Here is a 25,319-nt window from a genome sequence, read left to right on the forward strand (position 1 = left end):
CAGGGAGTGCCGGTGCCAGCGAAACTGTATTACCTTCGCGTTGGTTTTGATTTCTATACCACTGGGTGGTATGTTTTATGGAAGGGATGCCGATGTCACCAAGGTTGTTCAAGACAAAGCGCTTCGCAATGCAGGCCGCCAAGGCCTGGATCGGTGATGACGAACTCCGGGAGGCATTCACCGAAATGCTCAATGGTCAGGCTGACAATTTGGGTGGCGGGGTCTGGAAGAAGCGTTTGAATGCCAACCGCCATCGCTCGATTATCCTGGCCAAGGGCGGTGCTCATTGGGTCTATCAGTTCCTGTACGCAAAAAAAGATCAGAGCAATATCAGTCCCAGGCATCTGCTCGACTTGCGAGAGTTGGCCAAGACATATGGTGGACTGACCGAAATGCAAATTCAGCGTTTGCTGGATGCAAAGGAGTTTGTGGAGATACCAAATGAGTAAAAAATTCAAAAGTGAGCTATCGGAATCGATCCACGAATCGGCCAGTGCCTTGTATGCCATAGGTGCAATCAGCAAAGCGACCATGCGTGAATTCGATGAATCCTGCCTTGCAAGGGTGCCGGATGCGATTCCCGCGCAGGAGATCAAGGCATTGCGCGAGCGCAACAATGTCAGTCAACCTGTGTTTGCGCGCTACCTGAACACCAGTGCTTCCACGGTCAAGCAATGGGAAGCAGGGGATAAGCACCCCAGTGGCATGGCGCTGAAGTTGCTGAGTATCGTGCGCAAACACGGTCTGGAGATACTCGCCTGAGAAATCGGGCTGAACCCTGACAAACGGTACAGGTCGATTAGCTGTAGGGCTCGAACGAGTCCACCCCAATCAGGAGCTGCCCCATGGACTTCATTCGCATCATCATCGCCATCCTGTTGCCGCCACTGGGTGTGTTTCTGCAAGTAGGATTCGGCGGGGCGTTCTGGCTGAATATTCTGCTGACGTTGTGCGGTTACATTCCGGGGATCGTGCATGCGGTGTACATCATCGCCAAGCGCTGAGTAGAACGTCGGCAGGTAGACCGCCTTCGCGAGCAGGGCTCGCGATTGAGGCGCCACCGTTTCGGCAATGAGCGCAGGCTTCAGTTCACTGAGTCCATCACCCGCCGATAAAACAACCACTCCTGCTCCAGCGCATGGGCCTGGTTACCGGCCTTGCGAAAGCCATGGCGTTCATCGGCGTAGTAATGCGCTTCGACCAGGATACCGTTGTCTTGCAGCGCCGTGACCATGTCGCGGGTTTGTTGCGGGACGACCACGGCATCCAGTTCTCCTTGAAAGAAGATCATCGGCACGCGGATGTTGCCGGCATGCAGCAGCGGCGTGCGGGCGGCGTAGCGTTCGGCATCCAGTTGCGGATCGCCGATCAGCCAGTCCAGATAGTCGCTTTCGAATTTGTGGGTCGCGCGCCCCAGCGCCACCGGGTCGCTGACCCCATACAGGCTGGCGCCAGCGCGGAACACGTTGTGAAAAGCCAGGGCGCACAGGCTGGTATAGCCGCCAGCGCTGCCGCCGCGAATGAATGCCTTCTCGCCGTCGATCAAGCCACGGTCGTTGAGGTAACTCACCACGGCGCAAGCGTCTTGCACATCCACGTCGCCCCAACTCAGGTGCAGTGCCTGGCGATAGGCCCGGCCATAGCCGCTGCTGCCGCGGTAGTTGAGGTCGGCGACGGCGAAGCCCCGCTGTGCCCAGTACTGGATACGCGGATCGAGCATCGGGTAGCACGCCGAGGTCGGGCCGCCATGGACGAACACCACCAATGGCGGTTTCGCCGCGCCGGTCATCGCCGGGTAGAAGAAGCCGTGGGCTTCGCCTGAGCCACTTGGGTAGCGCAAGGTTTGCGGGCGGCTGATCTGTTCGGGAGCAAGCGGTGCGATGCCGCCGGCCAGTACTTGCACTTGCCGGCTCTGGCGGTCAATGGCGATGACGGCAGTTGAGCTGACGGGCGACGCCGCGATGCAATAGATGAACTGCTCATCCACGGCGAGATGGCGAAAGCGGCTGTAGTCGCCGGTGAAATCGGCGCTGGAATCGCCGCCTATGCCCAGTCGGCCAAAGCCACCCTCGGTCCAACTGGCCAGATAACTGTCGTCGCCCAGCGGCAACCAGGTGCTGCCGCCGAGTTGCCAAGGCGCGGGGCCGTGGTCGGCGGCCGCACTTGGCAATGGGCTCAAGCCTTTTTCAGTTTCTTTCCATGGCTGCCAGTAACCTGCGCGATCCGTCAGGCAATACAAGCGACCGTCGGCATCGAACCGCGGTTGTTGCACAGACTCTTGAACGCCGTCGCCGGCCACACAACGAGCCTCGGCAAAGCCACCGTTGGCGAGGCCTTCAGCAACCATCAAACGTGTCGCTGTCCATGGCTGATCCGGACGACTCCACTCGATCCAGGCCAGGCGCCGGGCATCAGGGCTCAGCGTCGGCGCCGAGTAGAAATCAGCACCTTCGGCCAGCAGGTGACGTGCGCCATCCAACAGATCGATTGCCACCAGCCGGTGTTGATCGCGATGCTCCTCGACCGCCAGCACTTGTCCGTTGGCGAACTGCAGATCGCCATATCGGCACGCACCGGAGGTCAGCCTTTCGGGCGCTTCGTCTTGCAGTGATTGCCGATACAACTGCTGGTCGGCCTCGTTGACGAAAACGATACCGTCGTCCGTCAGACAAAACGCGCCGCCGCCATATTCGTACACCCGACTGCGCGCGCTGAACCCCGGTGGCGTCAGGCATTTCGCTGCACCATCGCGCCAGTGCCAGATCCGGCACGCCGCGTCTTCGGGGCGGTACTCGTTCCAGAACAGGCCCTGCCGCCCGACCTGCAGTTCGGCAAAGTCGATACCGGCGGCCACGGCTTTGGCAGCGCTGAAAGGTTCAGCTTTTGGCGATGAGGCGTGAGTTTCGTTCATTGCGAAAGGCCAGTTGGTCGATGGTCTGAGTGGCGCTCTCGGCTTCTTCGCGGGCCTTGAGGATCACGCCGTGTTGTGGCGACTTGCTGCACACCGGGTCGGCGTTGCTGGCGTCCCCCGTGAGCATGAACGCCTGGCAGCGGCAGCCGCCGAAGTCTTTTTCTTTCTCGTCACAAGAGCGGCACGGCTCGGGCATCCAGTCGTAACCGCGAAAGCGGTTGAAGCCGAACGAGTCATACCAGATGTGCTGCATGCTGTGGTCGCGCACGTTGGGAAATTGCACCGGCATCTGTCGGGCACCGTGACAGGGCAGGGCGGTTCCGTCTGGCGTGACCGTCAGAAAAATACTGCCCCAGCCATTCATGCAGGCTTTCGGGCGTTCTTCGTAATAGTCCGGCGTGACGAAAATCAGCTTGCACGGATGCCCTTCGGCTTCCAGTTTGGCGCGGTATTCGTTGGTAATGCGTTCGGCGCGCACCAGTTGTTCTTTGGTCGGCAAAAGCCCAACGCGATTGAGTTGCGCCCAGCCGTAGAACTGGCATGTGGCGAGCTCGACGAAGTCCGCCTCCAGGGCGATGCACAGCTCGATGATGCGGTCGATCTGGTCGATGTTGTGCCGATGGGTGACGAAGTTCAGCACCATCGGATAGCCGTGGGCTTTCACCGCCCGGGCCATTTCCAGTTTCTGCGCGAAGGCCTTTTTCGAACCGGCCAGCAGATTGTTCACCTGCTCGTCGCTGGCCTGGAAACTGATCTGGATGTGATCGAGCCCGGCCTTCTTGAAGTCGCTGATTTTCTGCTCGGTGAGGCCGATGCCGGAGGTGATCAGGTTGGTGTAGAAACCCAGCTTTCGGGCCTCGGCAATCAACTCGGCGAGGTCCTGACGCACCAGCGGCTCGCCACCGGAAAAGCCCAGTTGCGCCGCGCCCATTTCCCGCGCTTCGCGAAACACCTTGAGCCACTGCTCGGTGCTCAGCTCTTTGCCTTGCTCGGCGAAATCCAGCGGGTTGGAGCAATACGGGCATTGCAGCGGGCAGCGATAGGTCAGCTCGGCCAGCAGCCACAGCGGCAGGCCGATTTCAGGTTTGGGCGGTACTTGCACCGATGAATCAGGCAAGTTCGATCCAGTGCTGCGCACGGGCAACCTCCATGAATTGCTCGATGTCGTCACCGAGCTCGGGCACGCCAGGGAACTGCTGATCGAGCTCATTGATGATGGCCGCGACATCCCGTTCACCGTCAATCAAACCGCCGATCAGCGCGGCACTTTCGTTGAGCTTGATCATGCCTTCCGGGTACAGCAGCACATGGCCTTTTTGCGCCGGTTCGTACTGGAAGCGATAGCCAGGGCGCCAGGTCGGGGTCTTGCTGCGATCGAAACTCATAAGGTGATTCCTTTGTGCCAGACCCGTTCCCCGGTCACGCTGTGGTACGGCGGGCGTTTCAGTTCGTAGGCCATGCTCATGGCATCGAGCATGCTCCAAAGAATGTCCAGTTTGAACTGGAGAATTTCCAGCATGCGCTCCTGGCCTTCACGGGTGGTGTAGTGCTGCAGCGTGATCGCCAGACCATGCTCGACATCACGCCGTGCCTGGCCCAGGCGCGTGCGGAAATACTCGTAGCCGGCCGGGTCGATCCACGGGTAATGCTGGGGCCAGCTGTCCAGGCGCGACTGGTGGATCTGCGGGGCGAACAGTTCGGTCAGCGAGCTGCTTGCGGCTTCCTGCCAACTGGCGCGGCGGGCGAAATTGACATAGGCGTCCACGGCGAAGCGCACGCCGGGCAACACCAGTTCCTGGGAGCGCAGTTGGTCCGGGTCGAGGCCCACGGCCTGGCCCAGGCGCAGCCAGGCTTCGATGCCGCCGTCTTCACCGGGCGCACCGTCGTGGTCGAGCAGGCGCTGAATCCATTCGCGGCGGATCTCGCGGTCAGGGCAGTTGGCGAGGATCGCCGCGTCCTTCAGGGGGATGTTCACCTGATAGTAGAAACGGTTGGCGACCCAGCCCTGGATCTGTTCGCGGGTGGCCCGGCCTTCATACATCGCCACGTGATAGGGGTGATGGATGTGGTAATAGGCGCCCTTGGCGCGCAGGGCCGCTTCGAATTCGGCGGGGGACATTGGGGTGTCGGTCATTGCGGTTCTCCGGTGTACAACCGTTGAAATCTTGGGTGTCTGGTCGGACGCTTTCGCGGCGGTGCGGCGATCCGAGAAGCCCGCTCCCACAGGGGTTGTGTACGCCACAGATCCAATGTGGGAGCGGGCTTGCCCGCGAAGGGGCCCTCCGCTACAACACAATACTCATGCCGTCATACGCCACTTCAACCTGGCGCCGATCCAGCTCCGCCCGTTCCGACGAATCCTCATCAAGAATCGGGTTGGTATTGTTGATGTGGATAAGTACTTTGCGCTGGTTGGGCAGTTGCTCAAGCACTTCAAGCATGCCACCGGGGCCGTTCTGCGCCAGATGGCCCATCTCGCGACCGGTGCGGGTGCCGACGCCGCGACGCTGCATTTCATCGTCATCCCACAGCGTGCCGTCGACCAGCAGGCAATCGCTGCCAGCCATGATTTCCAGAAGCTCTGCATCCACCTTGCCCAGGCCCGGTGCGTAGAACAGTTTGCCGCCGGTGTTGAGGTCTTCGATGATCAGGCCGATGTTGTCGCCCGGATGCGGGTCGAAGCGATGTGGCGAGTAGGGCGGCGCGGCACTGCGCAAAGGCAGCGGGGTGAAGCGCAAATTCGGGCAGGCCGGTACGCTGAAGCTTTGATCGAGTTCGATCCGGTTCCAGGTCAGCCCGCCATTCCAGTGGTTGAGCATGGTGAACAGCGGGAAACCGGTGCTCAGGTCTTCGTGGACCATGTCGGTGCACCAGACCTGATGCGGGCAGCCTTCGCGCAGCATGAGCAGGCCGGTGGTGTGGTCGATCTGGCTGTCCATCAGGATGATCGCGCCGATCCCGGTATCGCGCAGGGCGCGGCCCGGCTGCATCGGGGCGAAGCTCTGGAGTTGGGCGCGGATATCCGGGGAAGTGTTGCAAAGCACCCAGTTCACGCCGTCGTCGGAAATCGCGATGGACGATTGCGTCCGCGCCTTGGCCCGCAGGCTGCCGTTGCGAAATCCCGCGCAGTTCACGCAGTTGCAGTTCCACTGGGGGAAGCCGCCGCCAGCAGCGGAACCTAGAATCTGGACAAACATGGACGCTCCATCATTTCAACGCTGAAAATAAAACGCCTCGGATAACCGAGGCGTTGTGCTGCATCTCTGTCAAAGCTGAGATTAGCGGCTTGCGAAGTACATGGTGACTTCAAAGCCAATACGCAGGTCGGTGTAGGCAGGTTTGGTCCAGGCCATAAATTGAACTCCTCAGGTAGGGTGGGACAGCGCTATCTATAGGTATAGTCCACCTCAAGTCAGAGATGTTCCAGATAGTTAGGTTGCTATGTTACTCAAAATTTCAAAGAAATTGCCCGTGAAACTTTGAGAAAGCTCCTTGCAGCCCCGGTAATGATCATTTTGCCGCTTGCCATGGCGCGCCTGGCGAAGCGCTGTTGGCAAGGCACAGCCAGCCGCCTTCGGCCTGATTCAGGCGTTGGGCCGCAGCCAGTAGAGCGGTCCGGTCAATGCGCACTATGGCCTCGGGCAATTGCGTCAGATAATCCGACGAACGGCCGGCCAGCTTGCCCTGCCAAAGCAATTCGGCCGCTTGCGCCGTAGTGAGCGCAGCGCTGGAAAACTGATCCGCCAGGGCCTGGCGTTGAGCGTTGAAGCTAGTGTCGTCGAGTGCGTGGATCAGTTCCGGCAATCGATTCAGGAATTGCTCGGTGTGTTGCAGCAGCTCCACCGGCGCAACGCTTGGCGATTGCACGCCGAACAGCAACCCGGTTTGTCCGTGAATCTGCCGCAGGGCGCTGAACACCGCATAGCCGAGTTGCAGTTCCACCCGCAGGCGTTGGTAGAACGGCGTCTGACAGACATGCGCGAGCAAACGCCATGCAATTTCGTCGGCCAATTCCTGGGTGGCTGTCGGACAGAACAGCAGCAACGCGTGCTCGCTGGAGGCGGTATCGACATTGCTCCACAGGTGCTGTGCAAGGATAGAAGAGCGCGGCGTCAGTTGATTGTCCGGCGTGCCGGGTATGCGGCTCAAGGCCAGTCCCATGGCTGCCTGAGCCTGAGCCGATAACCCGATGGCCAGCCCATCCCAGCGCGCACTCGACCAGAGTGGCTGCACGTCGTCCGAGTTCGCGGTGTGCCCGAGGCAGTGATCGGGCAATGCCTTGAGCAGTTGTCGAATCGGAATCAACGCAACGCTGGTCGATTCGGCTTGTGAGACAGCGGCATCGGGTTTTGTCAGTTCTTTGAGCACATGCTCCAGGACGCTGGGCATCGGCTCCTGTAGCCCGTTCAGTTTGAGCAGCCATTCGTTGCCCGACGCACTGAAGGAAATATCCACACCAGCCTGGCGCGCGTCTTCGCGCAACGGTTGCAGGTGGTTTTCCAGCCGTGATTGAAGCTGGCTGCCGGGGGCCGGGTCCAGACGCCAGCGCAGATAAATCGCACCTTCAGCATCGTTGTCCGGCCATGCCTGACTGAACTGCATCGGCGAGCGTTCACGACGGCTGCGCGAGCGATCCTGGGCAAACGTGCGCAGGCCACGGTGGGCGCTGGTCTGGCCGCGAATCAATCCGGCGTTAGGTGTTGGTGCTTCGGCGCACAGGAACGGATTAGGTTCTGGCAATTGCCATGGGCCGTTGAAGTTATCCACAGCGCCGATTTGTTGAAGGATTTGCTTGAGGGCTGTTACACCCGGTTCGGATAACCCGACTTCGCGTTGTTCGCTGTCCAGGCGGGCCAGTTGCAAGGCACTGCTGATTTGCTGCTGGCGCTGGAGCAGGGTGGCGTACTCTTCGCGCAATCGGTTCCAGTCTTGCTCGGCAAAGAAACCGAGCCAGTCCAGCAGGCGTCCGCGGATGCCTGTTGCCGAGACTGTGGCAGGCAGGGTGAATTCGATATGAAGCAAGGCTTGCCCGGCGAACTGGTACAGCGGCTGGGCTTTCAGGTGATCGGCCAGCCCGCGCTCGCGCAGGTCCGCCAACAAGCCGCCGGGTTTTACCTGGTTCAGCCAATGGCACAGGAACGCCAACGCTTCGGCAGAGTTGTCAGGCAGTGTTTCGAGGGCAAACAGCAGGTCCAGACGTCGTTCGTCAGCCTGTTGATAACTTTTATCTGGCGCATCCATCAGCGGTATCGGCGCTTGCTGCGTGACTGTTTCGCCTTTGGCAATGACGCTGCCAAAGGCTTCTGCCATCGCTTTCAATTCATCGAGGCCCTGCGGTCCGGCCAGGCTCAGGGTCATTTGCCCGGTCTGGTAATAGCGCTGATAAAAACCCTGCAGCGCCTGCTGAAACTCCGGTTGTTGCAGTGGCAGACTGTCGCGATTGCCAGCATGAAAACCCCTTAGCGGATGAGCCTCGGCCAGTCCATTGAACAGCGCAAACTGCTGCTGCGCCTCGGCATCCTGCGACCAGGCGACAAACTCCGCCTGCAACACTTCCCGTTCCCGCTGCTGGTCGTCCGGATTCATACGCGGATGGGCGAGCATGTCTGACAAACGCTCAAGCCCACCGGCAAACGCCTGGGGCGGCAGTTCGAAAAAGTAGTCTGTGGTGCGTTCGCTGGTCCGCGCGTTTACCTGGCCGCCATGACTCTGGACGTAGGCCATCAACCCTTGCCCGGCAGGAAAACGCTCAGTCCCCAGAAACAGCAAATGCTCAAGAAAATGCGCCAGGCCAGGCCACGCCAGCGGCACATCATGGCTACCCGCGGCGACCCGTAACGCTGCTGCGCAACGCTTCAAATTCGGGGCATGACGCAGCGTCACCCGCAGGCCGTTGGCCAGGGTTTCAGTGTGGGGGCGAAGGGGATTCAACGCGGGCATGGGCACTTCCAGAACAGTGAAGTGCCAATGCTAGCGGATTAGGACTTGTTCAGCTCGCCGTAAAGCTCGGGACGACGATCGATCAGGTAGCGATTGGCGGCGCGGGAGTCGACCATCAACTGTCGATCCAGCTCGCCGACGATCAATGCTTCATCAAGGCCTGCCTGAGCGATGCGGCTGCCATCCGGCGCAGCGATGCTGCTTTGACCGCAATAGTGGATATCGCCTTCATGGCCGCAGTAGTTGGCGTAAGCCACATAACATTGGTTTTCGAAGGCGCGGGAACGCACGGTGACATCGGCGACGAAATCGAACGGAATCATGTTCGCGGTCGGCACCAGGATCAGTTCGGCACCGGCCAGGGCCAGGCGTCGGGCGTTTTCCGGAAACTCCAGGTCGTAGCAGATCAGGAAGCCGAGTTTCCAGCCGTTGAGTTCAACGACGGGAAACTCATCGGAACCTGCACTGAACATCGAGTGATCCAGATCGCCGAACAGATGGGTCTTGCGGTAATTGCAGATGCGCTCGCCGTTAGCGTCGATCAACTGCACGGCGTTGTAGATCTGCCCGTCCTCGGTGCGCTCGGGATAGCCATACAAAATGGCGATCCCGGCAGTCTTGGCAATGCGCGCAATCTGCTGTGCCGACTCACCGTTATGCACCTCCGCCAGCACGCTGACGGCATCGACGCCGATGTTGTAGCCGGTCAGGAACATCTCCGGCAGCACCAGCAGGTCGGCGCCTTTGGCTTCCAGCGCCAACTGATGCAGGCGTTGCAGGTTGCCAGCGACGTCCAGAGGCAGCGGCGGACATTGGTAAAGGGCTACGCGCATTTCGGATTCCTCTTACTCGGGCAGGGCGATCGGTCCGATCTCGTTGAATACATCTCCTGGACCCGGATTCTCGGCGTGAGTTGCACCGCCGAAGTGCTTCATGATGCCCCATACCGCGTTGAGCGAGGTCTGTACCGCGCCCTCAACCCAGGCAGGCGTCCACGAAACGTCGTCGCCGGCGATGAAAATCCCGCGCTGCTCGGCTGGCATGTCGTCCTGCATGAAGTGCGCGTACATGCGCTGGTTGTAGCGGTAGTGGCCGGGCAGGGCGCCTTTGAACGCGCCGAGGAAATGCGGGTCGGCTTCCCACGAAACGGTGATCGGATCGCCGATGATCCGTGCGGCGATATCGACCTTCGGGTAGATCTTCTTCAACGCATCCAAGGCCAGCTTCACGCGTTTTTCCACCGGCTGCGGGAGCATTTTCAGCGCATCGCTCATCCACGAGTACGACAGGCAGATCACCCCCGGCTTGTCGTCGCCGTTGTCGAACAGGTAGGTGCCACGGGTCAGGCGGTCGGTGAGGGTCATGCTCATCAGGTCGCGGCCGGTTTCCGGATCCTTGTCCTTCCAGAACGGGCGGTCGACCATCACGAAAGTTTTAGACGACTGCATGTAGCGGGTACGGTCCAAAGCCATCCACATTTTTTGCGAGAACAGGGTTTCGTCGCATTCGATCTGGGTGGTCAGCAGCCAGCTCTGGCAGGTGGTCAGCACGGCCGCGTATTCGCGGGTGTCGCCCCAGTTGTCGGTGACGGCGAAACGGCCGCCCGGCGCGTGGGCAATTTTCTTCACGCCGGTGCGCGGTGCGCCGTTGTGCAGCGAGCTGAGGCTGGTGCCCGCTGGCCAATGCGCGCAACGCTCCGGTACATGACGCCAGATGCCCTGGGGTACCTGTTCCACACCGCCAACCACCAGGTGCTGGTGATCGTCGCAGTTGGTCATCACCACGCGGAAGATTTCCAGCATCGAGTTGGGGAAGTCCGAATCCCAGCCACCGGTACCGAAACCGACCTGGCCGAACACTTCGCGGTGATGGAACGAGAGCTTGGCGAACGCCTTGGAGGTGGCGACGAAATCGTAGAAGGTGCGGTCGTCCCACAACGGAACCAGGGTGTTCCACAACTCTTTCAGACGTGGCACATCACGGTCGCGGATGGCTTGCTGGATATCGGAGAACTGCGAGCCGGCTTCCAGGGCATCGGCCCAGGCGTCAGCCACTTCCTGGAACAGTGCAGGAAGGTCCGACAGCTTCTGTGCGTAATGGGTCTGGCCTTCGAGGTCGATCACCGTGCTGCCCGACGCGGGTGTCAGCGGGTTAGGGAAAGGTTTGGTTTCCAGACCCAGTTTGTCGACGTAGTGATAGAACGCGGTGGACGACACCGGGAAGCGCATCCCGCCCAGCTCGGCAATGATGCCTTCGGCGCCATTGAACGCCTGGGAACGCAGACGGCCGCCCATTTTCGAAGCTTCGTAGACGACCGGTTTCAGGCCCAGCTTCATCAGCTCATACGCCGCCACCAGGCCGGCAATCCCGCCGCCGACAATCGCCACTTCGGCACCGTGATTATGCTCGGGAATACTGCCCAGCCCGGCCGGATGCTCAATCCAGTCGTCGAAGGCGAAAGGAAAATCCGGGCCGAAAATGGTGACTGGTTTCTTACCGTCTGCAGGATGGCGATTGTTCTTGTTCATGGCTGACCTTGCTGGCGACCCGACGCGGGATGCGCATCTGAGTATAGGAAAAGATGTCAGCCATTCTAGAGAGCGCAGAACACGTTATTAAGACGCAAAGTGTCGTCATTTTGATGTTTGTTTGATCAGTATGACGAACTATCAATGCGCACTGACCACTGTGGGAGCGAGCTTGCTCGCGATAGCGCCAGTTCAGTCACGGATGAACCCAGGCCTGAAAACTCAAACCGGCTGCCCCCGATCAATCTTGCTACTCAAGATGATCGACGTCGTGGTCTTCTCCACCCCATCCACACTGCCAATCTGATCCAGCAACTGATCGAGTTGCTCCGGCGAATCGGTGCGCAACCACGCCACATAATCAAATTCGCCACTCACCGCGCACAGCTGTTGCACCTGCGCCATTGCGCTCAGGCGTCGCAACACTTCCTTGCCGGAACGCGGTTGCACAGTGATCCCCACATACGCCTGCAACCCGCCATCCACCACGCGCTGGCCGAGGCGCACGCCGTAACCGGTGATCACCTTGGCCTTTTCCAGCCGCGCCAGGCGCGAAGTGACGGTGGTACGGGCGATGCCCAGTTGTCGGGCGAGCATGGCCACGCTCTCGCGGGCGTTGATCTGCAGGGCGGCAATCAATTGGCGGTCGATTTCATCGAGAACGGGCGTGCGAGTGTCAGGCAAGGGGTTATCTCCAGGGGCATGGATCAGTGCGCAAGCATGTTACAGGCAGTTCCTGCAGGACGCTCGCGACGGCGATTTGATCTAGCCTCAATACCGTTCATGACATTTTTGCCTGCGACAAATTGCCATAAGTAACTAGGTAGTACATTATTCCGTCCTTGTCACAAATGGGGAAAATTTCCGACATGAACAATTCTGGGGCTGCCGCCGGCAGCAAATGGTTGCTGGCGGGGCTGGGTGTGCTGATTGCACTGATCGGGCTCGGCCTGGCCGGTGGCGGTGGCTATCTGATCGCGCTGGGTGGCAGCTGGTATTTCCTGCTGATGGGGCTGGCAATGCTGGCGTCCGGGTTGATGATTGCCCGGCGCAAGCCGCTCGGCGCCTGGCTGTATGCTGTGGCATTGCTCCTCACTGCGATCTGGGCCGTTTGGGATGCGGGCCTCGAGTACTGGCCGCTGGTCTCGCGGGTACTGACCTTCGCCGTGATCGGTCTGGTGGTGGCGTTGATCTATCCGACCCTGGTCCGTGCTTCGGGCGCGACCGCTGGGCGTGGCGCCTACGGTCTGGCTGGCATTCTGGGCGTGGGCGTCGTTGCGACGATGGCCTACATGTTCGTGCCGACCCATGTGGTCAAAAACACCACCGTACCTGCGGTAACGCCGGTCACTCCGGGCACCGAGCAGAAAGACTGGGCCCACTGGGGCAACACCACCGCCGGCAACCGCTTTGCCGCGCTGGACCAGATCACCAAAGGCAACATCGACAAATTGCAGGTCGCCTGGACCTTCCGCACCGGTGACATCCCGCAAAGCACCGGTGCCGGCGCCGAAGACCAGAACACTCCGCTGCAAATCGGTGACACGGTCTACACCTGCACCGCCTACGGCAAAGTCTTCGCCCTGGATGCCGACACCGGCGCCCAGCGCTGGAAGTTCGACCCCCAAGGCACCGCGCCCAACTGGCAGCGTTGCCGTGGCCTGGGCTATTCCGAAACTCCGGCGTCTTCGGACAATCAGCCAACCGCCTGTACGAAACGTCTGTTTCTGCCGACCGGCGATGCGCGCCTGATCGCTATCAATGCCGACACCGGCAAGCCCTGCGAAGAGTTCGGTAACCACGGCACTGTCGATCTGACCACTGACATGGGCGAAGTGAAGCCCGGTTACTACCAGCAAACCTCGACCCCATTGGTCGCAGGAGACGTGGTGATCGTCGGCGGCCGCGTGGCCGATAACTATTCCACTGGCGAACCGCCGGGCGTGGTGCGTGCCTACGACGTGCGCAGCGGTGAGCTGATGTGGGCGTGGGATCCGGGCAACCCGAACACCACCAAACGCCCACCGACCGGTGAGACCTATACCCGTGGTACGCCGAATGTGTGGTCGGCCATGTCCTACGACGCCAAGCTCGGTCTGGTTTACTTGCCAACCGGCAACGCCACCCCGGACTTCTTCGGCGGTCAACGCACCGAGCTCGACGACAAGTGGAGTTCGTCCATCGTCGCCATCGATGTGAAAACCGGGCAGGTACGCTGGCACTACCAGACCACCCACCACGACTTGTGGGACTTCGACCTGCCGGCGCAGCCGCTGCTGTACGACGTGCCGGACGATAAGGGCGGCACCCAGCCAGCCCTGGCGCAAGTCACCAAGCAGGGCGAGATCTTCCTGCTCAACCGCGAAACCGGCGTGCCGATTGCCCGCGTCGAAGAGCGCCCGGTGCCGCAAGGCAAGGTGCCCGGTGAACGCTACTCGCCAACCCAGCCGTTCTCGGTGGACATGCCGTCAATCGGCAACAAGACCCTGACCGAATCCGACATGTGGGGCGCCACGCCGTTTGATCAGTTGATGTGCCGCATCCAGTTCAAAGGCATGCGCCACGAAGGCGTCTACACCCCACCGGGCATGGACCGCGCCCTGCAATTCCCGGGCTCGCTGGGCGGCATGAACTGGGGCAGCGTCTCGGTTGATCCGAACACCAATTACATGTTCGTCAACGACATGCGCCTGGGCCTGGCCAACTACATGATCCCGCGCGACAAGATCAAAGCCGGGGCCAGCGGTATCGAAATGGGCGTGGTACCCCAGGAAGGCACGCCGTTCGGCGCCATGCGCGAACGTTTCCTCTCGGCGGTCGGTATTCCGTGCCAGAAACCACCGTTCGGCACCATGTCCGCCATCGACCTCAAGACCCACAAACTGATGTGGCAAGTTCCGGTCGGCACCGTGCAGGACACCGGCCCGCTGGGCATCCGCATGCACTTGCCGATCCCGATCGGCATGCCGACCCTCGGCGCATCGCTGGCCACCCAGTCGGGCCTGCTGTTCTTCGCCGGCACCCAGGACTTCTACCTGCGCGCCTTCGACACCGGCAACGGCAACGAAATCTGGAAATCGCGCTTGCCGGTGGGCAGTCAGTCCGGGCCGATGACCTACGTTTCACCGAAAACCGGCAGGCAGTACATCCTGCTCACGGTGGGCGGTGCGCGTCAGTCGACGGATCGTGGGGATTATGTGATTGCCTACGCCTTGCCCAAATAAGGGCTGAAGCTTCAGTCAGGATAGCCGCGCCATTGCGCGGCTTTTTCTTGGGCGAAAGAGCCTGTGTGGAAATCGGCTAGGATTGAGGCAGTCGAGGGTGCGAGGCGAAGAACATGACAATGAAGCTACCTGCTGCTGTACGGGAACGTGCCTTGCAGATCGCCCATCACGAAATGGGGCACTACGTGGTGGCCCGCGCCCTGGGGTTTGAAACGGGCGGCGTGACCCTGACAGTGAGCAAGGATTTGCGGCACCAGGGAGGGGCCTCCATTACCTTGGTGCGCCCGATTTCGTCGATGGAAGCCATGAAGGAACATCTGGAAGCCCGGATGATGGTGCTCCTGGCTGGCTCACTGGCGCAGACCCTGCCTTCAAAACCTTCAGCCGCCAAACGCGTCGATAAGCCCAAGGCCACCGCCATCCTCAAAGGCAAGCAGGGGGCGGAACAGGATTACGCAAAAATCAGGGAGCTTCAGCATCTGCTGCGAAATATCGTCTACCCGAATACTGATCCTGCGTCGGGTGTGCGGATAGCGGCGGAGCTTAAAGAGATGACAGATCGGCTGTGGCTGCGGACGCAAAAAATCATAGAAGATCAGGCCGAGACGATTGCCGAATTGGCTGTGGCGCTGGTGGACGGCATGGTCATCGTGGAGCAGTGGGGACGGCCGGCGGATACGTATGAGGGCATGCTGACGGGGCAGGAGCTGGAGCGGCGGCTGGCCGTGCAGGCCATGCCTTCATGATGTGTTTGAACTGAATAGCCGAAGCATTTGGCTCTAATCAGTCCCAAAAAGGGAACGCTCGGTCCCTATTTGGGAACTTTGAGGCTCTGTGTGTTTTATTGATCTGCTTGTGCTCTCGTTTGAGCAGGTTTGCGCGTCAGTACCTTCACCACATCATCAATCACCGCTTTGCTCATCGTCGTCAGGTAATGCGCGGCCCAGGCGTGACGGTCGGAATCTTGGGCGTAGGCGGCGTCCACGGTGAGGGACTTGGCGAGGAACAGCAGGTCGGAGGCTTGGGCCAGAGCGTCGGCGATGGGGACGTCACGGCAGACGTGGAACAGTGGTTGATCCGAGAGATATAGGAAGGGGGTGAAGCCGATGGTTTTCAGTTCTGAAGGATCGTGCGAGATGGTTTTGCTCATGATGTAACTCCTTAATCCAAGAAGCCGCCACGTTCGTTTCCAAGCGAATGGGTGGCAGCTGTACGCAGGTTGGAAAACCGGGGATCAAGGAAACCGGCACGCCCGAAAGCGTCCCACGCACAGCTGCCATAACACAGTTTCGCAGTCGTAAAAAACGACTGGAGTAGTGGTAGATTCTGCTGCGATTTGATCCGACGGGTTTCCAAGCCCGATCGCTGAATGGTCAGCGACGACCGGAGACTATCCCGTCAAAGAAAAGCGCAACAAGGCGGCAAAGTGCCCAAAAGCAAGGTTCGGAGTTTGCCTACAAGGTTTACGGACGTCATCCGATATTGCGACACCCTCTGTAAACGAAGACTGGCGCGACGAGCGATTTTCCAGGCCGGTGCATCCTCTGAGTAGTTGAGCCAAGCGCTGGGTTCCCACGTTGTCATGAGGGCGCTGAAGCAATTGGCGAAACGGCAAACCTACTGCGAGTAACCATCGTTAACAATTGACAGAGGAGTCAGAGTGGTTGGGCACCTCTGAAGCTCATACATTTATTCCTTTGAGGTTATATTCCTTTGGTGGCATATTTGTATGAAATGGGACGTCGAATACACGGATGAATTTGAGGCCTGGTGGGATCACCTGAACGAGTTCGAACAGGACTCGGTTCAGGCCACAGTGATGTTGCTGGGCGAGGATGGCCCACACTTGGGTTTTCCACATACCAGCGATATCAAGGGTTCACGGCATGGCAACCTTCGTGAGTTAAGAGTGCAGCACGCTGGCAGGCCGTACCGTGTGCTGTACGCGTTTGATCCACGGCGCAGTGCGATTCTGCTGATTGGCGGTGATAAAACCGGCCAGGAGCGTTGGTATACGGAACACGTGCCACTGGCCGAACGTCTCTACGACGAGCACTTGGAAACATTGAAGAAAGAGGGCTATGAGAATGGCTAAAAAATTTGCTGATTTGGTGTCACGTCGCTCTCCAGAGTCTCAAGCGCGTGTTGAGGCCTTGCATCAGAAGCTACGAGCACAAATGCCGCTGCACGAGTTGCGCCAGGCGCAAGCGTTGAGTCAGGACACACTGGCCAGGACACTGCATGTCAACCAGGCGGCGATCTCCAAGATGGAGCGGCGAACGGACATGTACATCAGTACTTTGCGCAACTACATCCGCGCCATGGGTGGCGAGTTGGAAATCATCGCCACCTTCCCCGAGGGCCAGGTAAAGATCGAAAACTTTGCCAACTGAACGATTAAAAAATGGCTCTACTGTTTCGGGCTATTCAGATACGCAAAAGCCGCGCAATGCGCGGCTTTCTTGTTTGGTGGGCCCACACGGACTTGAACCGTGGACCAAAGGATTATGAGTCCTCTGCTCTAACCAACTGAGCTATAGGCCCTCAGTAGGTCGCGGATTATAGCGACGGTTTTGCGACTGTGCTATCCGAAAAAGCCTTTACTGTTGTACGAAGAAACGTCGCGGCGAATTCGTCGGGGGGCAGGGGCAGGCTGACGATGTAGCCCTGGATTTGTTCACAGCCCTCGGCGGCGAGGAATTGCTGTTGCGCCCGGGTCTCGACCCCTTCGGCAATCACGGTGAATTGCATGCTGCGGCCGAGGGCGATGATGGCGCGTACGATGGCGGCATCGTGGGGATCGTCCGGCAGGCCGCGGACGAAGGACTGGTCGATCTTGAGGATGTCCAGCGGCAGGCGCTTGAGGTAGCTCAAGGACGAGTAGCCGGTGCCGAAGTCGTCGATGGCCAGTTGCACGCCCAGTTGTTTGAGTTGATGCAGCACCGCCAGCGCTTCCTCGGCCTGGCTCATGATGAAGTTTTCGGTGATTTCCAGTTGCAGGAAACCGGGGTTGAGGCCGTTGTCCTTGAGCAACTGTTCGATGCGGCCCACCAGGTTGGGTTGGCGCAGTTGGGCGCCGGCCAGGTTGACCGACAGCGGACCGGGGCTTTCGTACAGCCTGTGCCATTCGGCCATCTGCCGGCAGGCGGTTTCCAGCACCCAGTCGCCGATTTGCAGGATCATGCCGTTTTCTTCGGCCAGCGGGATGAAGTGTTCCCGCGGTACGTCGCCAAAGGTCGGATGGTGCCAGCGGATCAGGGCTTCGGCGCCGACCAGGCTGTAGTCTTCGAGGCTGATTTTCGGTTGGTAGCACAGGTGCAATTCGTTGCGCTCGATGGCGCGGCGCAGTTCGTGTTCCAGCGCCACGCGTTCGCTGGCCTGGGCGGTGAGGTCGCGGGTGTAGCTTTCGACGCGGTTGCGGCCCTTGGCCTTGGAGCGGTACATCGCGGCGTCGGCGTTCTTGATCAGTGTGGCAACGTCGCAGCCATCTTTCGGATAGAGGCTGGTGCCGATGCTGGCGCTGATGAAAAACTCGTGTTCGCCGGCCTGGAATGGCGCGGCGAAACAGTTGAGCAGTTTATTGGCGATGTGGTCGGCGTCGCTGGATTGTTGCAGGCCCGGCAGCAGGATAATGAACTCGTCACCTCCCAGGCGCGCCACAGTGTCGATATCACGCAGTTGCTCCTTGAGGCGCACGGCGATGCCCTTGAGCAGCAGGTCGCCGACCGGGTGGCCGAGGCTGTCGTTGATGTGCTTGAAGCGGTCGAGGTCGAGGAACAGTACCGCGCCCTGGCCACCGTTTTCCTGCTGGCTGTTGAGCGCGGTCAGCAGGCGGCTTTCGAACAGTGTGCGGTTCGGCAAGCCGGTCAGCGGGTCGTGGTGCGCCTGGTAGTCGAGTTTGGCCTGGGCATGCTTGAGGCTGGAAATGTCGGCGAACACCGCGACAAAGTGGGTGATGAACTTCTCCCGGTTGCGCACGGCACTGATGGTCAGCCAGCTGGGGTACAGCTCGCCATTCTTGCGTCGGTTGGAAATTTCACCTTGCCAATGGCCTTCGGCGGTCAGTTGGTGCCACATGGCCGCGTAGAACGCGCTGTCATGCAGGCCCGAGGCGAGCAGGCGTGGCGTGTGGCCCAGGGCTTCGCTTTCGCTGTAACCGGTGATTTCGGTGAACGCACGGTTGACCGCGCTGATGTGCTGTTGGGTGTCGGTGATCAATACGCCTTCGGCGGTGCTTTCGAACACGGTGGCGGCCTGTTGCAGTTTTTCCTGCATCAGGTGCCGCTCGGTGATGTCCCGGGCGATGGTCAGCATGCAGTTTTCATCGCCAATCGGCAGCGGACGGCTGGACACTTCGCAGAGGCGGATCTGCCCGTCGCTGCGGCGGATATGGCAGCTGAAATCACGGACAAAACCGTCGCGGTGCAGCAGGTCGAGCATTTGCTTGCGCTCATTGAGATTGACCCAGATTCCCAGGTCCAGCGCCGAACGATCCACCGACATGGCGCTGTTGAAGCCGGTGATGCGGCTGAAACCGTCGTTGACCTCCAACAGCAAGCCATCGCTTTGCCGCGACAGCAGCAAGCCGTCGGGGGAGGCGTGGAAGGCCTTGGCGAACTTTTCTTCGGACGTTTGCAGCTGTTGCTGGGTTTCCTTGAGCTGGGTGATGTCCCGCACCACGACCACCAGCGCCGGTGTCATGTCGAGGTCGAACGGTTCGGCGGAGATCAGGCCGGTAAACACCTGGCCGTTGCTGCGACGGAAGGGCATTTCCAGGTTGCGGATGCTGCCGGCCTGCAAGCGTTGCAGAAGGCCCGGCCCGACACCGGGAATCCCCCAGATGTTCAGGTTGGTGGCGGTCTGGCCAATGACGTCCTCGGCCTTGAGGCCAATTTGCTCCTCGAACGCTTCGTTGACCTCCAGCAGACAACCGTCGCTCAGGCGCGCGATCACCAGAATGTCCGGGCATTGCTGGAACACAGAGGCGAATTTCTGTTCCGACAGGCGCAGTGCTTCTTCGGTGCGCTTGGCGTCGGTGATGTCGATCATCAGCCCACGCATCACCGGTTCATGCCCGTGCTCGATCAGGCTGACGATGTCGCGCACCCACAGGCAGCGGCCGTCGGCGGTGATTACCCGGTAATCGAGGCGATGGTCGCGCCCGGCCAGCACTTCGTGGTCGCAGAAGGTCTGGGCGCGGGTCAGGTCGGCGGGGTGAATGATGTTGCGCCAGAAGCCCGGGATCAGCCAATGGGACAGGGGATATCCGAGAAGGTCTTCGGCGTGGGGCGATACATAGCTGTAGGTGAAGTCGGTGACTTTTGCTTCCCAAGCGATGGCCGACAGGCTCTCCACCAAGCCGCGGTAGTGGTATTCGCTGCTGCGCAGTTCCTGTTCAAGGTCGACCCGGCGGGCGATTTCCGAGCTCAAACGGCGGTTGATGCGGATGACCACCGCCAGCACGACAGTCAGCAGCAGCAGTCCGGGCAGGCCATACACCAGCAGGTCGCTCCAGAACGTTCGATGATCGAGGACGTTGCCGACCCAATGCTCCTGAATGGCGCTGATTTCAGCGGGGCTCATGTCCGCCAGGACTTTGTCGAGAATGCCAACCAGCATCTTGTTGTTGCGGGGTACACCCATGGCCAGTTGATAGCGATAGGGCGTTTCACCGCTGACATACAACCCGTCGAGCTTGAGTTGGCGTAGGCTCCAGACGCTGGAAGCCAGATCGCCTACCACGGCGTCCACTTCGTCGGTGGCCAGTGCCTGTAGCGCCGAACTGACGTTGGGCATCGCTACCAGATTCAAGTCGGGATGGTGGGTGCGCAGCAGTTCGTGAGGGGCGTAGTTTTCCACTACGGCGATTTTCAGGCCGTACAGGTCTTTCAGGTTGTGTGGTTGGGGGCCCCCGACATGGGCCAGGATGACAATCGGAAAATCCAGGTAGGGGCGGGTGAACGACAGGTATTGCTGGCGTTCCGGGGTCGACATGATGCCCGGCAGCAGGTCTAGCTTGCCCTTCTTGGCCTGCTCCAGGACGGCGGTCCAGCTCACCGGCTCGATGGGCGTGAGTCGGGTTGCCAGCCTTTTGCGGATGACCTCGATGTAATCGGCGGCAAGGCCCTGGTAGCGGCCCTCATCGTCACGAAACTCGAAAGGCGGCCACGACGCATCGACACCCAGGCGCAATTCCGGGTGAGCCGCCAGCCAGCTACGTTCTTCGTCAGTGAGAGTCAGCGCGCCAGCCGTTGCGGTCCAGGTCATCAGCGACAGCAAAAAAAGCACGGTCGGCAGTCTGGGCATAACGGTCTCGTTATGGCTCGGGGGAATGTTTCGAGTGTAGACGGCTACAGGGCGGAGGGGGGAGGCGGGGGGATTTAATCTGTACAAAGCAAAACCCCCGGCCTGGGCCGGGGGTTTTGTGATCACTCGTCGAGGAAGGAGCGCAGATGCTCGCTTCTCGTCGGGTGGCGCAGCTTGCGCAGCGCCTTGGCTTCGATCTGACGAATCCGCTCACGGGTCACGTCGAACTGCTTACCAACCTCTTCGAGGGTGTGGTCGGTATTCATGTCGATACCGAAGCGCATGCGCAGTACCTTGGCTTCACGGGCAGTGAGGCCGGACAGCACTTCGCGAGTCGCTTCTTTAAGGCTCTCAACGGTTGCAACATCGATTGGCGACTGCATGGTCGAGTCTTCGATGAAGTCACCCAGATGGGAGTCTTCGTCATCACCGATCGGGGTTTCCATGGAGATCGGCTCTTTAGCGATCTTCAATACCTTGCGGATCTTGTCCTCAGGCATTTCCATGCGTTCGCCCAGCTCTTCCGGGGTCGGTTCGCGACCCATTTCCTGCAGCATCTGGCGGGAAATGCGGTTGAGCTTGTTGATCGTCTCGATCATGTGCACCGGAATACGGATGGTGCGGGCCTGGTCGGCGATCGAGCGAGTGATCGCCTGACGGATCCACCAGGTGGCATAAGTCGAGAACTTGTAGCCGCGACGGTATTCGAACTTGTCCACCGCTTTCATCAAGCCGATGTTGCCTTCCTGGATCAGATCGAGGAATTGCAGACCACGGTTGGTGTACTTCTTGGCGATCGAGATCACCAGACGCAAGTTGGCTTCAACCATCTCTTTCTTCGCGCGGCGGGCCTTGGCCTCACCGATCGACATGCGACGGTTGATGTCCTTGATTTCAGCGATGGTCAAGCCGGTTTCGGTTTCCAGCGCGGTCAGCTTCTGCTGGCAACGGATGATGTCCGGCTGCAGACGACCAATGGCTTCAGCGTATTTGCCTTTGCCTTTGGCCAGGGCGTCACTCCAGCTTTCGTCGACTTCGTTGCCCGGGAACTGGCGCAGGAAGTCGGCACGCGGCATGCGTGCATCACGAACGCAGAGCTGCATGATTGCGCGCTCTTGCTGACGCAGGCGATCCAGGGCACTGCGAACACGCTCGACCAGGCCTTCGAATTGCTTCGGAACCAGTTTGATCGGCATGAACAGCTCGGCCAGGGCCAACAGCTCGGCAATCGTTGCCTTGTTGTTGCGGCCGTGCTTTTTCAGCGCCTTGCGGGTGATTTCCATCTGATCGGCCACAGCACCGAAGCGCTGTGCAGCGATGATCGGATCCGGACCGCTTTCGGCTTCTTCCTCGTCATCGGAGGCTTCGGCGTCATCGTCCTCGGCGTCGTCATCCGCTTTAGCGGCTTTCGCGTCGATCGGCGGCGGCACTTCTGCCGCAGGCGGCGCGATGCCGTCGTCCGGGTCGATATAACCGCTCAGGACGTCGGACAGGCGGCCACCTTCGGTGGTGACGCGGGTGTACTCGGAGAGAATATGATCAACCGTGCCGGGGAAGTGCGCGATTGCGCTCATCACCTCACGGATGCCCTCTTCAATACGCTTGGCGATTTCGATTTCGCCTTCACGCGTGAGGAGCTCCACCGTACCCATTTCGCGCATGTACATGCGCACCGGGTCGGTAGTGCGACCAATGTCGGTCTCGACCGCAGCCAACGCTGCAGCGGCCTCTTCGGCTGCGGCTTCGTCGGTATCGGCGTCGGCCAGCATAAGGGAATCCTTATCTGGCGCAACCTCGAATACGTTGATCCCCATGTCATTGATCATGCGGATGATGTCTTCCACCTGTTCCGGATCTGAAATATCCTCCGGCAGGTGGTCGTTGACCTCCGCGTAAGTCAGGTAGCCCTGCTCACGACCAAGTGTGATCAACTCTTTGATACGAGACTGCTGTTGCGCTTTTCCGGACATAACACCCTATCCACTGAAGGTCTTGGCGGGCAAAAAACAAGCCGAGGATTATACCTGAGCTATGACCTCACGCGCCAGTTGAGGTCGGGTTTGATGCGGAAACATTGCGACTCAAGAGGTCGCGCAGTTGATTTTTCTCTTCGCTGGTCAATTCGCTTTGACGCGCTTTTCGCAGAAGTTGTTCCAGGTTTCGCTCGCGTTGGCGGGCTGACAAGCTAGTAATGGTGTCGAAAAACTGTTGTTCAAGGTTATCTCCATCAATCAGCCATTCCTTTTCCGCCAGGGCTTTGAGCAAGCGGCCTTGTTCTGTGCCGTGCCAACGCGCAATCAATTGAATTGAGTTTAGCTTGGGATTCTTCTGCACAGCTTCGAGCAGCGCCACCAGCAATTGCGTGTTGGTGTGATCCTCGGCGGCGAAGTGCCCGGCATCCTCGACTTTTTCGGCCAGTTGCGGGTGATGCAGCAACGTGCGCAAGGCGGCGAGGGTCGGCGGTTCTACGGCGGCGGGCACCCGTGGCGCGCGGGGTTGATCACGATCACCGCCCCGTTTGCCATTCTTGTCCCACGGTTTCTTGTCCCATTTCTTGCCTCCTGCACCGGGTTTCTTCGGCGTCCATTCCTGCTGCGGCACATACATTTCCTGTGCCTGCGGCTGATGATAGTCGCTGTAATCGGGCATCGCGTCGTAATCGATGCTCGGGTCGTAGGCGGGCGGTGCTTCTTGCGGGGCGCTTTGTGCCAACTGGCTCACCGCTTCACCGCTCAGGCCGGTGATTTCGCTCAGGCGTTGACGCATCAATATGCGCAGGTTGGCGCCCGGGACTTTGTCGATCAACGGCGCGGCGAGGGTGGCCATGTGAGCCTTGCCCTCAAGCGAACGCGGGTCGGCTTCTTCCGTCAGTTGCTGGAAGAAGTAATCGGCCAGTGGCTGCGCGTGCTGGTTGATGCGTGCGCGGAAGGCATCGGTGCCTTCGGAACGGACCAGGGTGTCCGGGTCCTCGCCTTCGGGCAGGAACAGAAAGCGTGCGCGACGACCGTCCTGCAGGCTAGAAAGTGTCGCCTCCAGCGCCCGCCATGCTGCATTGCGGCCGGCCTGGTCGCCGTCGAAGCAGAACAGCACGTTGGGCACGACGCGAAACAGCCGCTTGAGGTGTTCCTCGCTGGTGGCTGTGCCCAGGGTTGCGACGGCATTGCGCAGGCCTTGCTGGGCCAGGGCAATGACGTCCATGTAGCCCTCGACGACGATGATCTCGTCGAGGTTGCGGTTGGTCTTGCGCGCTTCGTACAGGCCGTAGAGTTCCTGGCCTTTATGGAAAACCGGGGTTTCCGGGGAGTTCAGGTACTTCGGCTTGTCGTCGCCCAATACCCGGCCGCCGAAGGCGATGACGCGCCCACGACTGTCGCGGATCGGAAACATCACGCGGTCGCGGAAGCGGTCGTAGCGTTTGCCGCTTTCGGCGTTTTCGATCAACAGGCCGGCATCGATCATGGCTTTTTGTTGCAGGGTATCGCTGCTCAAGTGCTTGAACAGGTTGTCCCAGCCGGGCGGAGCAAAGCCCAGGCCGAAGTCCCGGGCGATTTCGCCGGTCAGCCCGCGACCTTTCAGGTATTCCACGGCGGCTTTACGTGATGGGTGGCTTTTCAGGGCCTGGCGATAAAAATCGGCAGCGGCACTCAGTAGCGGATACAGCGGCGAATCGGTCGGCTGTCGCGGTTTGTGCGGTCGGCCGCTTTCTTCGCGGGGGATTTCCATGCCGGCGGCTTTGGCCAGTTCTTCGACGGCCTGGACGAAATCCAGGTTGTCGTGGTCCATGATGAAGCCGAGGGCGTTGCCGCCAGCGCCGCAGCCGAAGCAGTAATAGAACTGCTTGTCGGGGCTGACGCTGAACGACGGAGTCTTTTCCTTGTGGAACGGGCAGCAGGCGGTGTGGTTCTTGCCGGCCTTTTTCAATTGCAGGCGCGAGCTGACCACATCGACGATGTCGGTGCGGTTCAGAAGGTCGTCAATGAAGCTCTGGGGAATTAGCCCGGCCATGGCGTTCTCGTCATCTGCGCTGAAAGGATCCCGTAACGTACGGCGACCGAACGGCGGTCATTGTTTGAGGCGCGCAAAGTGTGCGGCTCGACCAGTGTCGTCTGCGTATTCGTTGTCGGGAAGTGTATCTGCCGAAAATCCACTGACGTTAATGCCAATCAGTATCCGACTGTTTGAATGTGTTGCGCTGAATCCGCTACGGCCAATCATAGGCCCCGGATAGCTCATCATCTGGCACGCAAGCAGGTGCCTTGGGCTGATCGTCGTGAGAGGAATCAGTGGGTGTGCTCGTCAGTAGCCTTGAAAGGCTCGTCAGAAAAGACGTGCACCGCTGGCAAAAGAGCCAGGTCTGACGCGGTGAAGCAGATTTGTCTCGGTCGCGTCTGCGGCTTTGACAGTGAGGCA

21 protein-coding genes and 1 tRNA gene are annotated in these 25,319 nt (G+C 60.0%); 7 read left to right on the plus strand and 15 right to left on the minus strand.

What is annotated here, in order from left to right; all coding sequences use genetic code 11:
- Nucleotides 1–92 precede the first annotated feature (92 nt).
- The 3 genes from ASD95_RS02920 to ASD95_RS28260 all read left to right on the plus strand — a co-directional run bounded on the left by ASD95_RS02920 (nt 93) and on the right by ASD95_RS28260 (nt 1,004).
- Nucleotides 93–449 carry a type II toxin-antitoxin system RelE/ParE family toxin gene (locus ASD95_RS02920; RefSeq protein WP_056726620.1) on the plus strand — a complete coding sequence of 119 codons (357 nt, stop codon included), beginning with the start codon at nt 93–95 and terminating at the stop codon, nt 447–449.
- The gene (locus ASD95_RS02925) at nt 442–762 is read left to right on the plus strand and encodes a helix-turn-helix domain-containing protein (protein ID WP_046039442.1); all 321 of its coding nucleotides are present in this window, start codon (nt 442–444) and stop codon (nt 760–762) included. The genes ASD95_RS02920 and ASD95_RS02925 overlap by 8 nt, the downstream gene beginning before the upstream one ends.
- An 83-nt stretch (nt 763–845) precedes the next feature.
- Nucleotides 846–1,004 carry a YqaE/Pmp3 family membrane protein gene (locus ASD95_RS28260; RefSeq protein ID WP_003228885.1) on the plus strand — a complete coding sequence of 53 codons (159 nt, stop codon included), beginning with the start codon at nt 846–848 and terminating at the stop codon, nt 1,002–1,004.
- An 80-nt stretch (nt 1,005–1,084) separates the two neighbouring features.
- Here the strand turns inward: ASD95_RS28260 and ASD95_RS02930 are convergent, their stop codons facing one another.
- From ASD95_RS02930 to ASD95_RS02970, 10 genes are all read right to left on the minus strand, one after another.
- The gene (locus tag ASD95_RS02930) at nt 1,085–2,911 is read right to left on the minus strand and encodes a S9 family peptidase (RefSeq protein ID WP_056726621.1); all 1,827 of its coding nucleotides are present in this window, start codon (nt 2,909–2,911) and stop codon (nt 1,085–1,087) included.
- Complete coding sequence (pqqE, locus tag ASD95_RS02935) at nt 2,877–4,013, minus strand: pyrroloquinoline quinone biosynthesis protein PqqE (RefSeq protein ID WP_409078225.1); 1,137 nt, start codon at nt 4,011–4,013, stop codon at nt 2,877–2,879. Before pqqE ends, ASD95_RS02930 begins: the two co-directional genes overlap by 35 nt.
- Nucleotides 4,014–4,020: 7 nt before the next feature.
- On the minus strand, nt 4,021–4,296 hold the full coding sequence (gene pqqD / locus ASD95_RS02940; protein ID WP_015097086.1) for a pyrroloquinoline quinone biosynthesis peptide chaperone PqqD: 276 nt from the start codon (nt 4,294–4,296) through the stop codon (nt 4,021–4,023).
- Nucleotides 4,293–5,045: a pyrroloquinoline-quinone synthase PqqC gene (gene pqqC / locus ASD95_RS02945; RefSeq protein ID WP_007993179.1), complete on the minus strand. Its 753-nt coding sequence runs from the start codon at nt 5,043–5,045 to the stop codon at nt 4,293–4,295. The genes pqqD and pqqC overlap by 4 nt, the downstream gene beginning before the upstream one ends.
- Before the next feature lie 151 nt (nt 5,046–5,196).
- Nucleotides 5,197–6,108 carry a pyrroloquinoline quinone biosynthesis protein PqqB gene (pqqB, locus tag ASD95_RS02950; RefSeq protein WP_056726623.1) on the minus strand — a complete coding sequence of 304 codons (912 nt, stop codon included), beginning with the start codon at nt 6,106–6,108 and terminating at the stop codon, nt 5,197–5,199.
- A gap of 81 nt (nt 6,109–6,189) precedes the next feature.
- Nucleotides 6,190–6,264, minus strand: a complete 75-nt coding sequence (gene pqqA / locus ASD95_RS28265) for a pyrroloquinoline quinone precursor peptide PqqA (protein WP_003444522.1) — start codon at nt 6,262–6,264, stop codon at nt 6,190–6,192.
- A gap of 157 nt (nt 6,265–6,421) precedes the next feature.
- A complete protein-coding gene (gene pqqF, locus ASD95_RS02955) occupies nt 6,422–8,851 on the minus strand; it encodes a pyrroloquinoline quinone biosynthesis protein PqqF (RefSeq protein WP_056726624.1) in 2,430 nt (809 codons plus the stop codon).
- A gap of 38 nt (nt 8,852–8,889) precedes the next feature.
- Nucleotides 8,890–9,684, minus strand: a complete 795-nt coding sequence (locus tag ASD95_RS02960) for a carbon-nitrogen hydrolase family protein (RefSeq protein WP_056726625.1) — start codon at nt 9,682–9,684, stop codon at nt 8,890–8,892.
- 12 nt (nt 9,685–9,696) lie between these two features.
- Nucleotides 9,697–11,379 (minus strand): flavin monoamine oxidase family protein, encoded by a 1,683-nt coding sequence (locus ASD95_RS02965; protein WP_056726626.1) that lies wholly within the window; start codon nt 11,377–11,379, stop codon nt 9,697–9,699.
- 222 nt (nt 11,380–11,601) lie between these two features.
- A complete protein-coding gene (locus tag ASD95_RS02970) occupies nt 11,602–12,063 on the minus strand; it encodes an Lrp/AsnC family transcriptional regulator (protein WP_046039454.1) in 462 nt (153 codons plus the stop codon).
- A gap of 185 nt (nt 12,064–12,248) precedes the next feature.
- On the opposite strand from ASD95_RS02970, the gene ASD95_RS02975 reads away from it, so the two are divergent.
- Both ASD95_RS02975 and ASD95_RS02980 read left to right on the plus strand, forming a co-directional pair.
- Nucleotides 12,249–14,603: a glucose/quinate/shikimate family membrane-bound PQQ-dependent dehydrogenase gene (locus tag ASD95_RS02975; protein WP_056726627.1), complete on the plus strand. Its 2,355-nt coding sequence runs from the start codon at nt 12,249–12,251 to the stop codon at nt 14,601–14,603.
- Nucleotides 14,604–14,716: 113 nt separating this feature from the next.
- Nucleotides 14,717–15,349 (plus strand): hypothetical protein, encoded by a 633-nt coding sequence (locus ASD95_RS02980; RefSeq protein ID WP_056726628.1) that lies wholly within the window; start codon nt 14,717–14,719, stop codon nt 15,347–15,349.
- Between the two features lie 95 nt (nt 15,350–15,444).
- Here the strand turns inward: ASD95_RS02980 and ASD95_RS02985 are convergent, their stop codons facing one another.
- Entirely contained in the window at nt 15,445–15,753 is a 309-nt protein-coding gene (locus ASD95_RS02985) for a DUF3077 domain-containing protein (RefSeq protein ID WP_046039457.1), read from the minus strand.
- Nucleotides 15,754–16,332: 579 nt separating this feature from the next.
- Here ASD95_RS02985 and ASD95_RS02990 point away from each other — a divergent pair.
- Complete coding sequence (locus tag ASD95_RS02990; protein ID WP_056726629.1) at nt 16,333–16,698, plus strand: type II toxin-antitoxin system RelE/ParE family toxin; 366 nt, start codon at nt 16,333–16,335, stop codon at nt 16,696–16,698.
- Nucleotides 16,691–16,996, plus strand: coding sequence for an XRE family transcriptional regulator (locus tag ASD95_RS02995; protein WP_056726630.1), 306 nt, complete (start codon nt 16,691–16,693; stop codon nt 16,994–16,996). Before ASD95_RS02990 ends, ASD95_RS02995 begins: the two co-directional genes overlap by 8 nt.
- Nucleotides 16,997–17,070: 74 nt before the next feature.
- On the opposite strand, the gene ASD95_RS03000 is transcribed toward ASD95_RS02995, so the two are convergent.
- The 4 genes from ASD95_RS03000 to dnaG all read right to left on the minus strand — a co-directional run bounded on the left by ASD95_RS03000 (nt 17,071) and on the right by dnaG (nt 24,914).
- Nucleotides 17,071–17,147 (minus strand) — tRNA-Ile (locus ASD95_RS03000).
- Between the two features lie 15 nt (nt 17,148–17,162).
- The gene (locus ASD95_RS03005) at nt 17,163–20,909 is read right to left on the minus strand and encodes a bifunctional diguanylate cyclase/phosphodiesterase (protein WP_056726631.1); all 3,747 of its coding nucleotides are present in this window, start codon (nt 20,907–20,909) and stop codon (nt 17,163–17,165) included.
- Nucleotides 20,910–21,031: 122 nt separating this feature from the next.
- The gene (gene rpoD, locus ASD95_RS03010; protein WP_056726632.1) at nt 21,032–22,879 is read right to left on the minus strand and encodes an RNA polymerase sigma factor RpoD; all 1,848 of its coding nucleotides are present in this window, start codon (nt 22,877–22,879) and stop codon (nt 21,032–21,034) included.
- Between the two features lie 67 nt (nt 22,880–22,946).
- A complete protein-coding gene (gene dnaG, locus ASD95_RS03015; protein WP_056726633.1) occupies nt 22,947–24,914 on the minus strand; it encodes a DNA primase in 1,968 nt (655 codons plus the stop codon).
- Nucleotides 24,915–25,319: the final 405 nt, after the last annotated feature.

Source organism: Pseudomonas sp. Root71 (assembly GCF_001429045.1).
GTDB lineage: Bacteria > Pseudomonadota > Gammaproteobacteria > Pseudomonadales > Pseudomonadaceae > Aquipseudomonas > Aquipseudomonas monachiensis.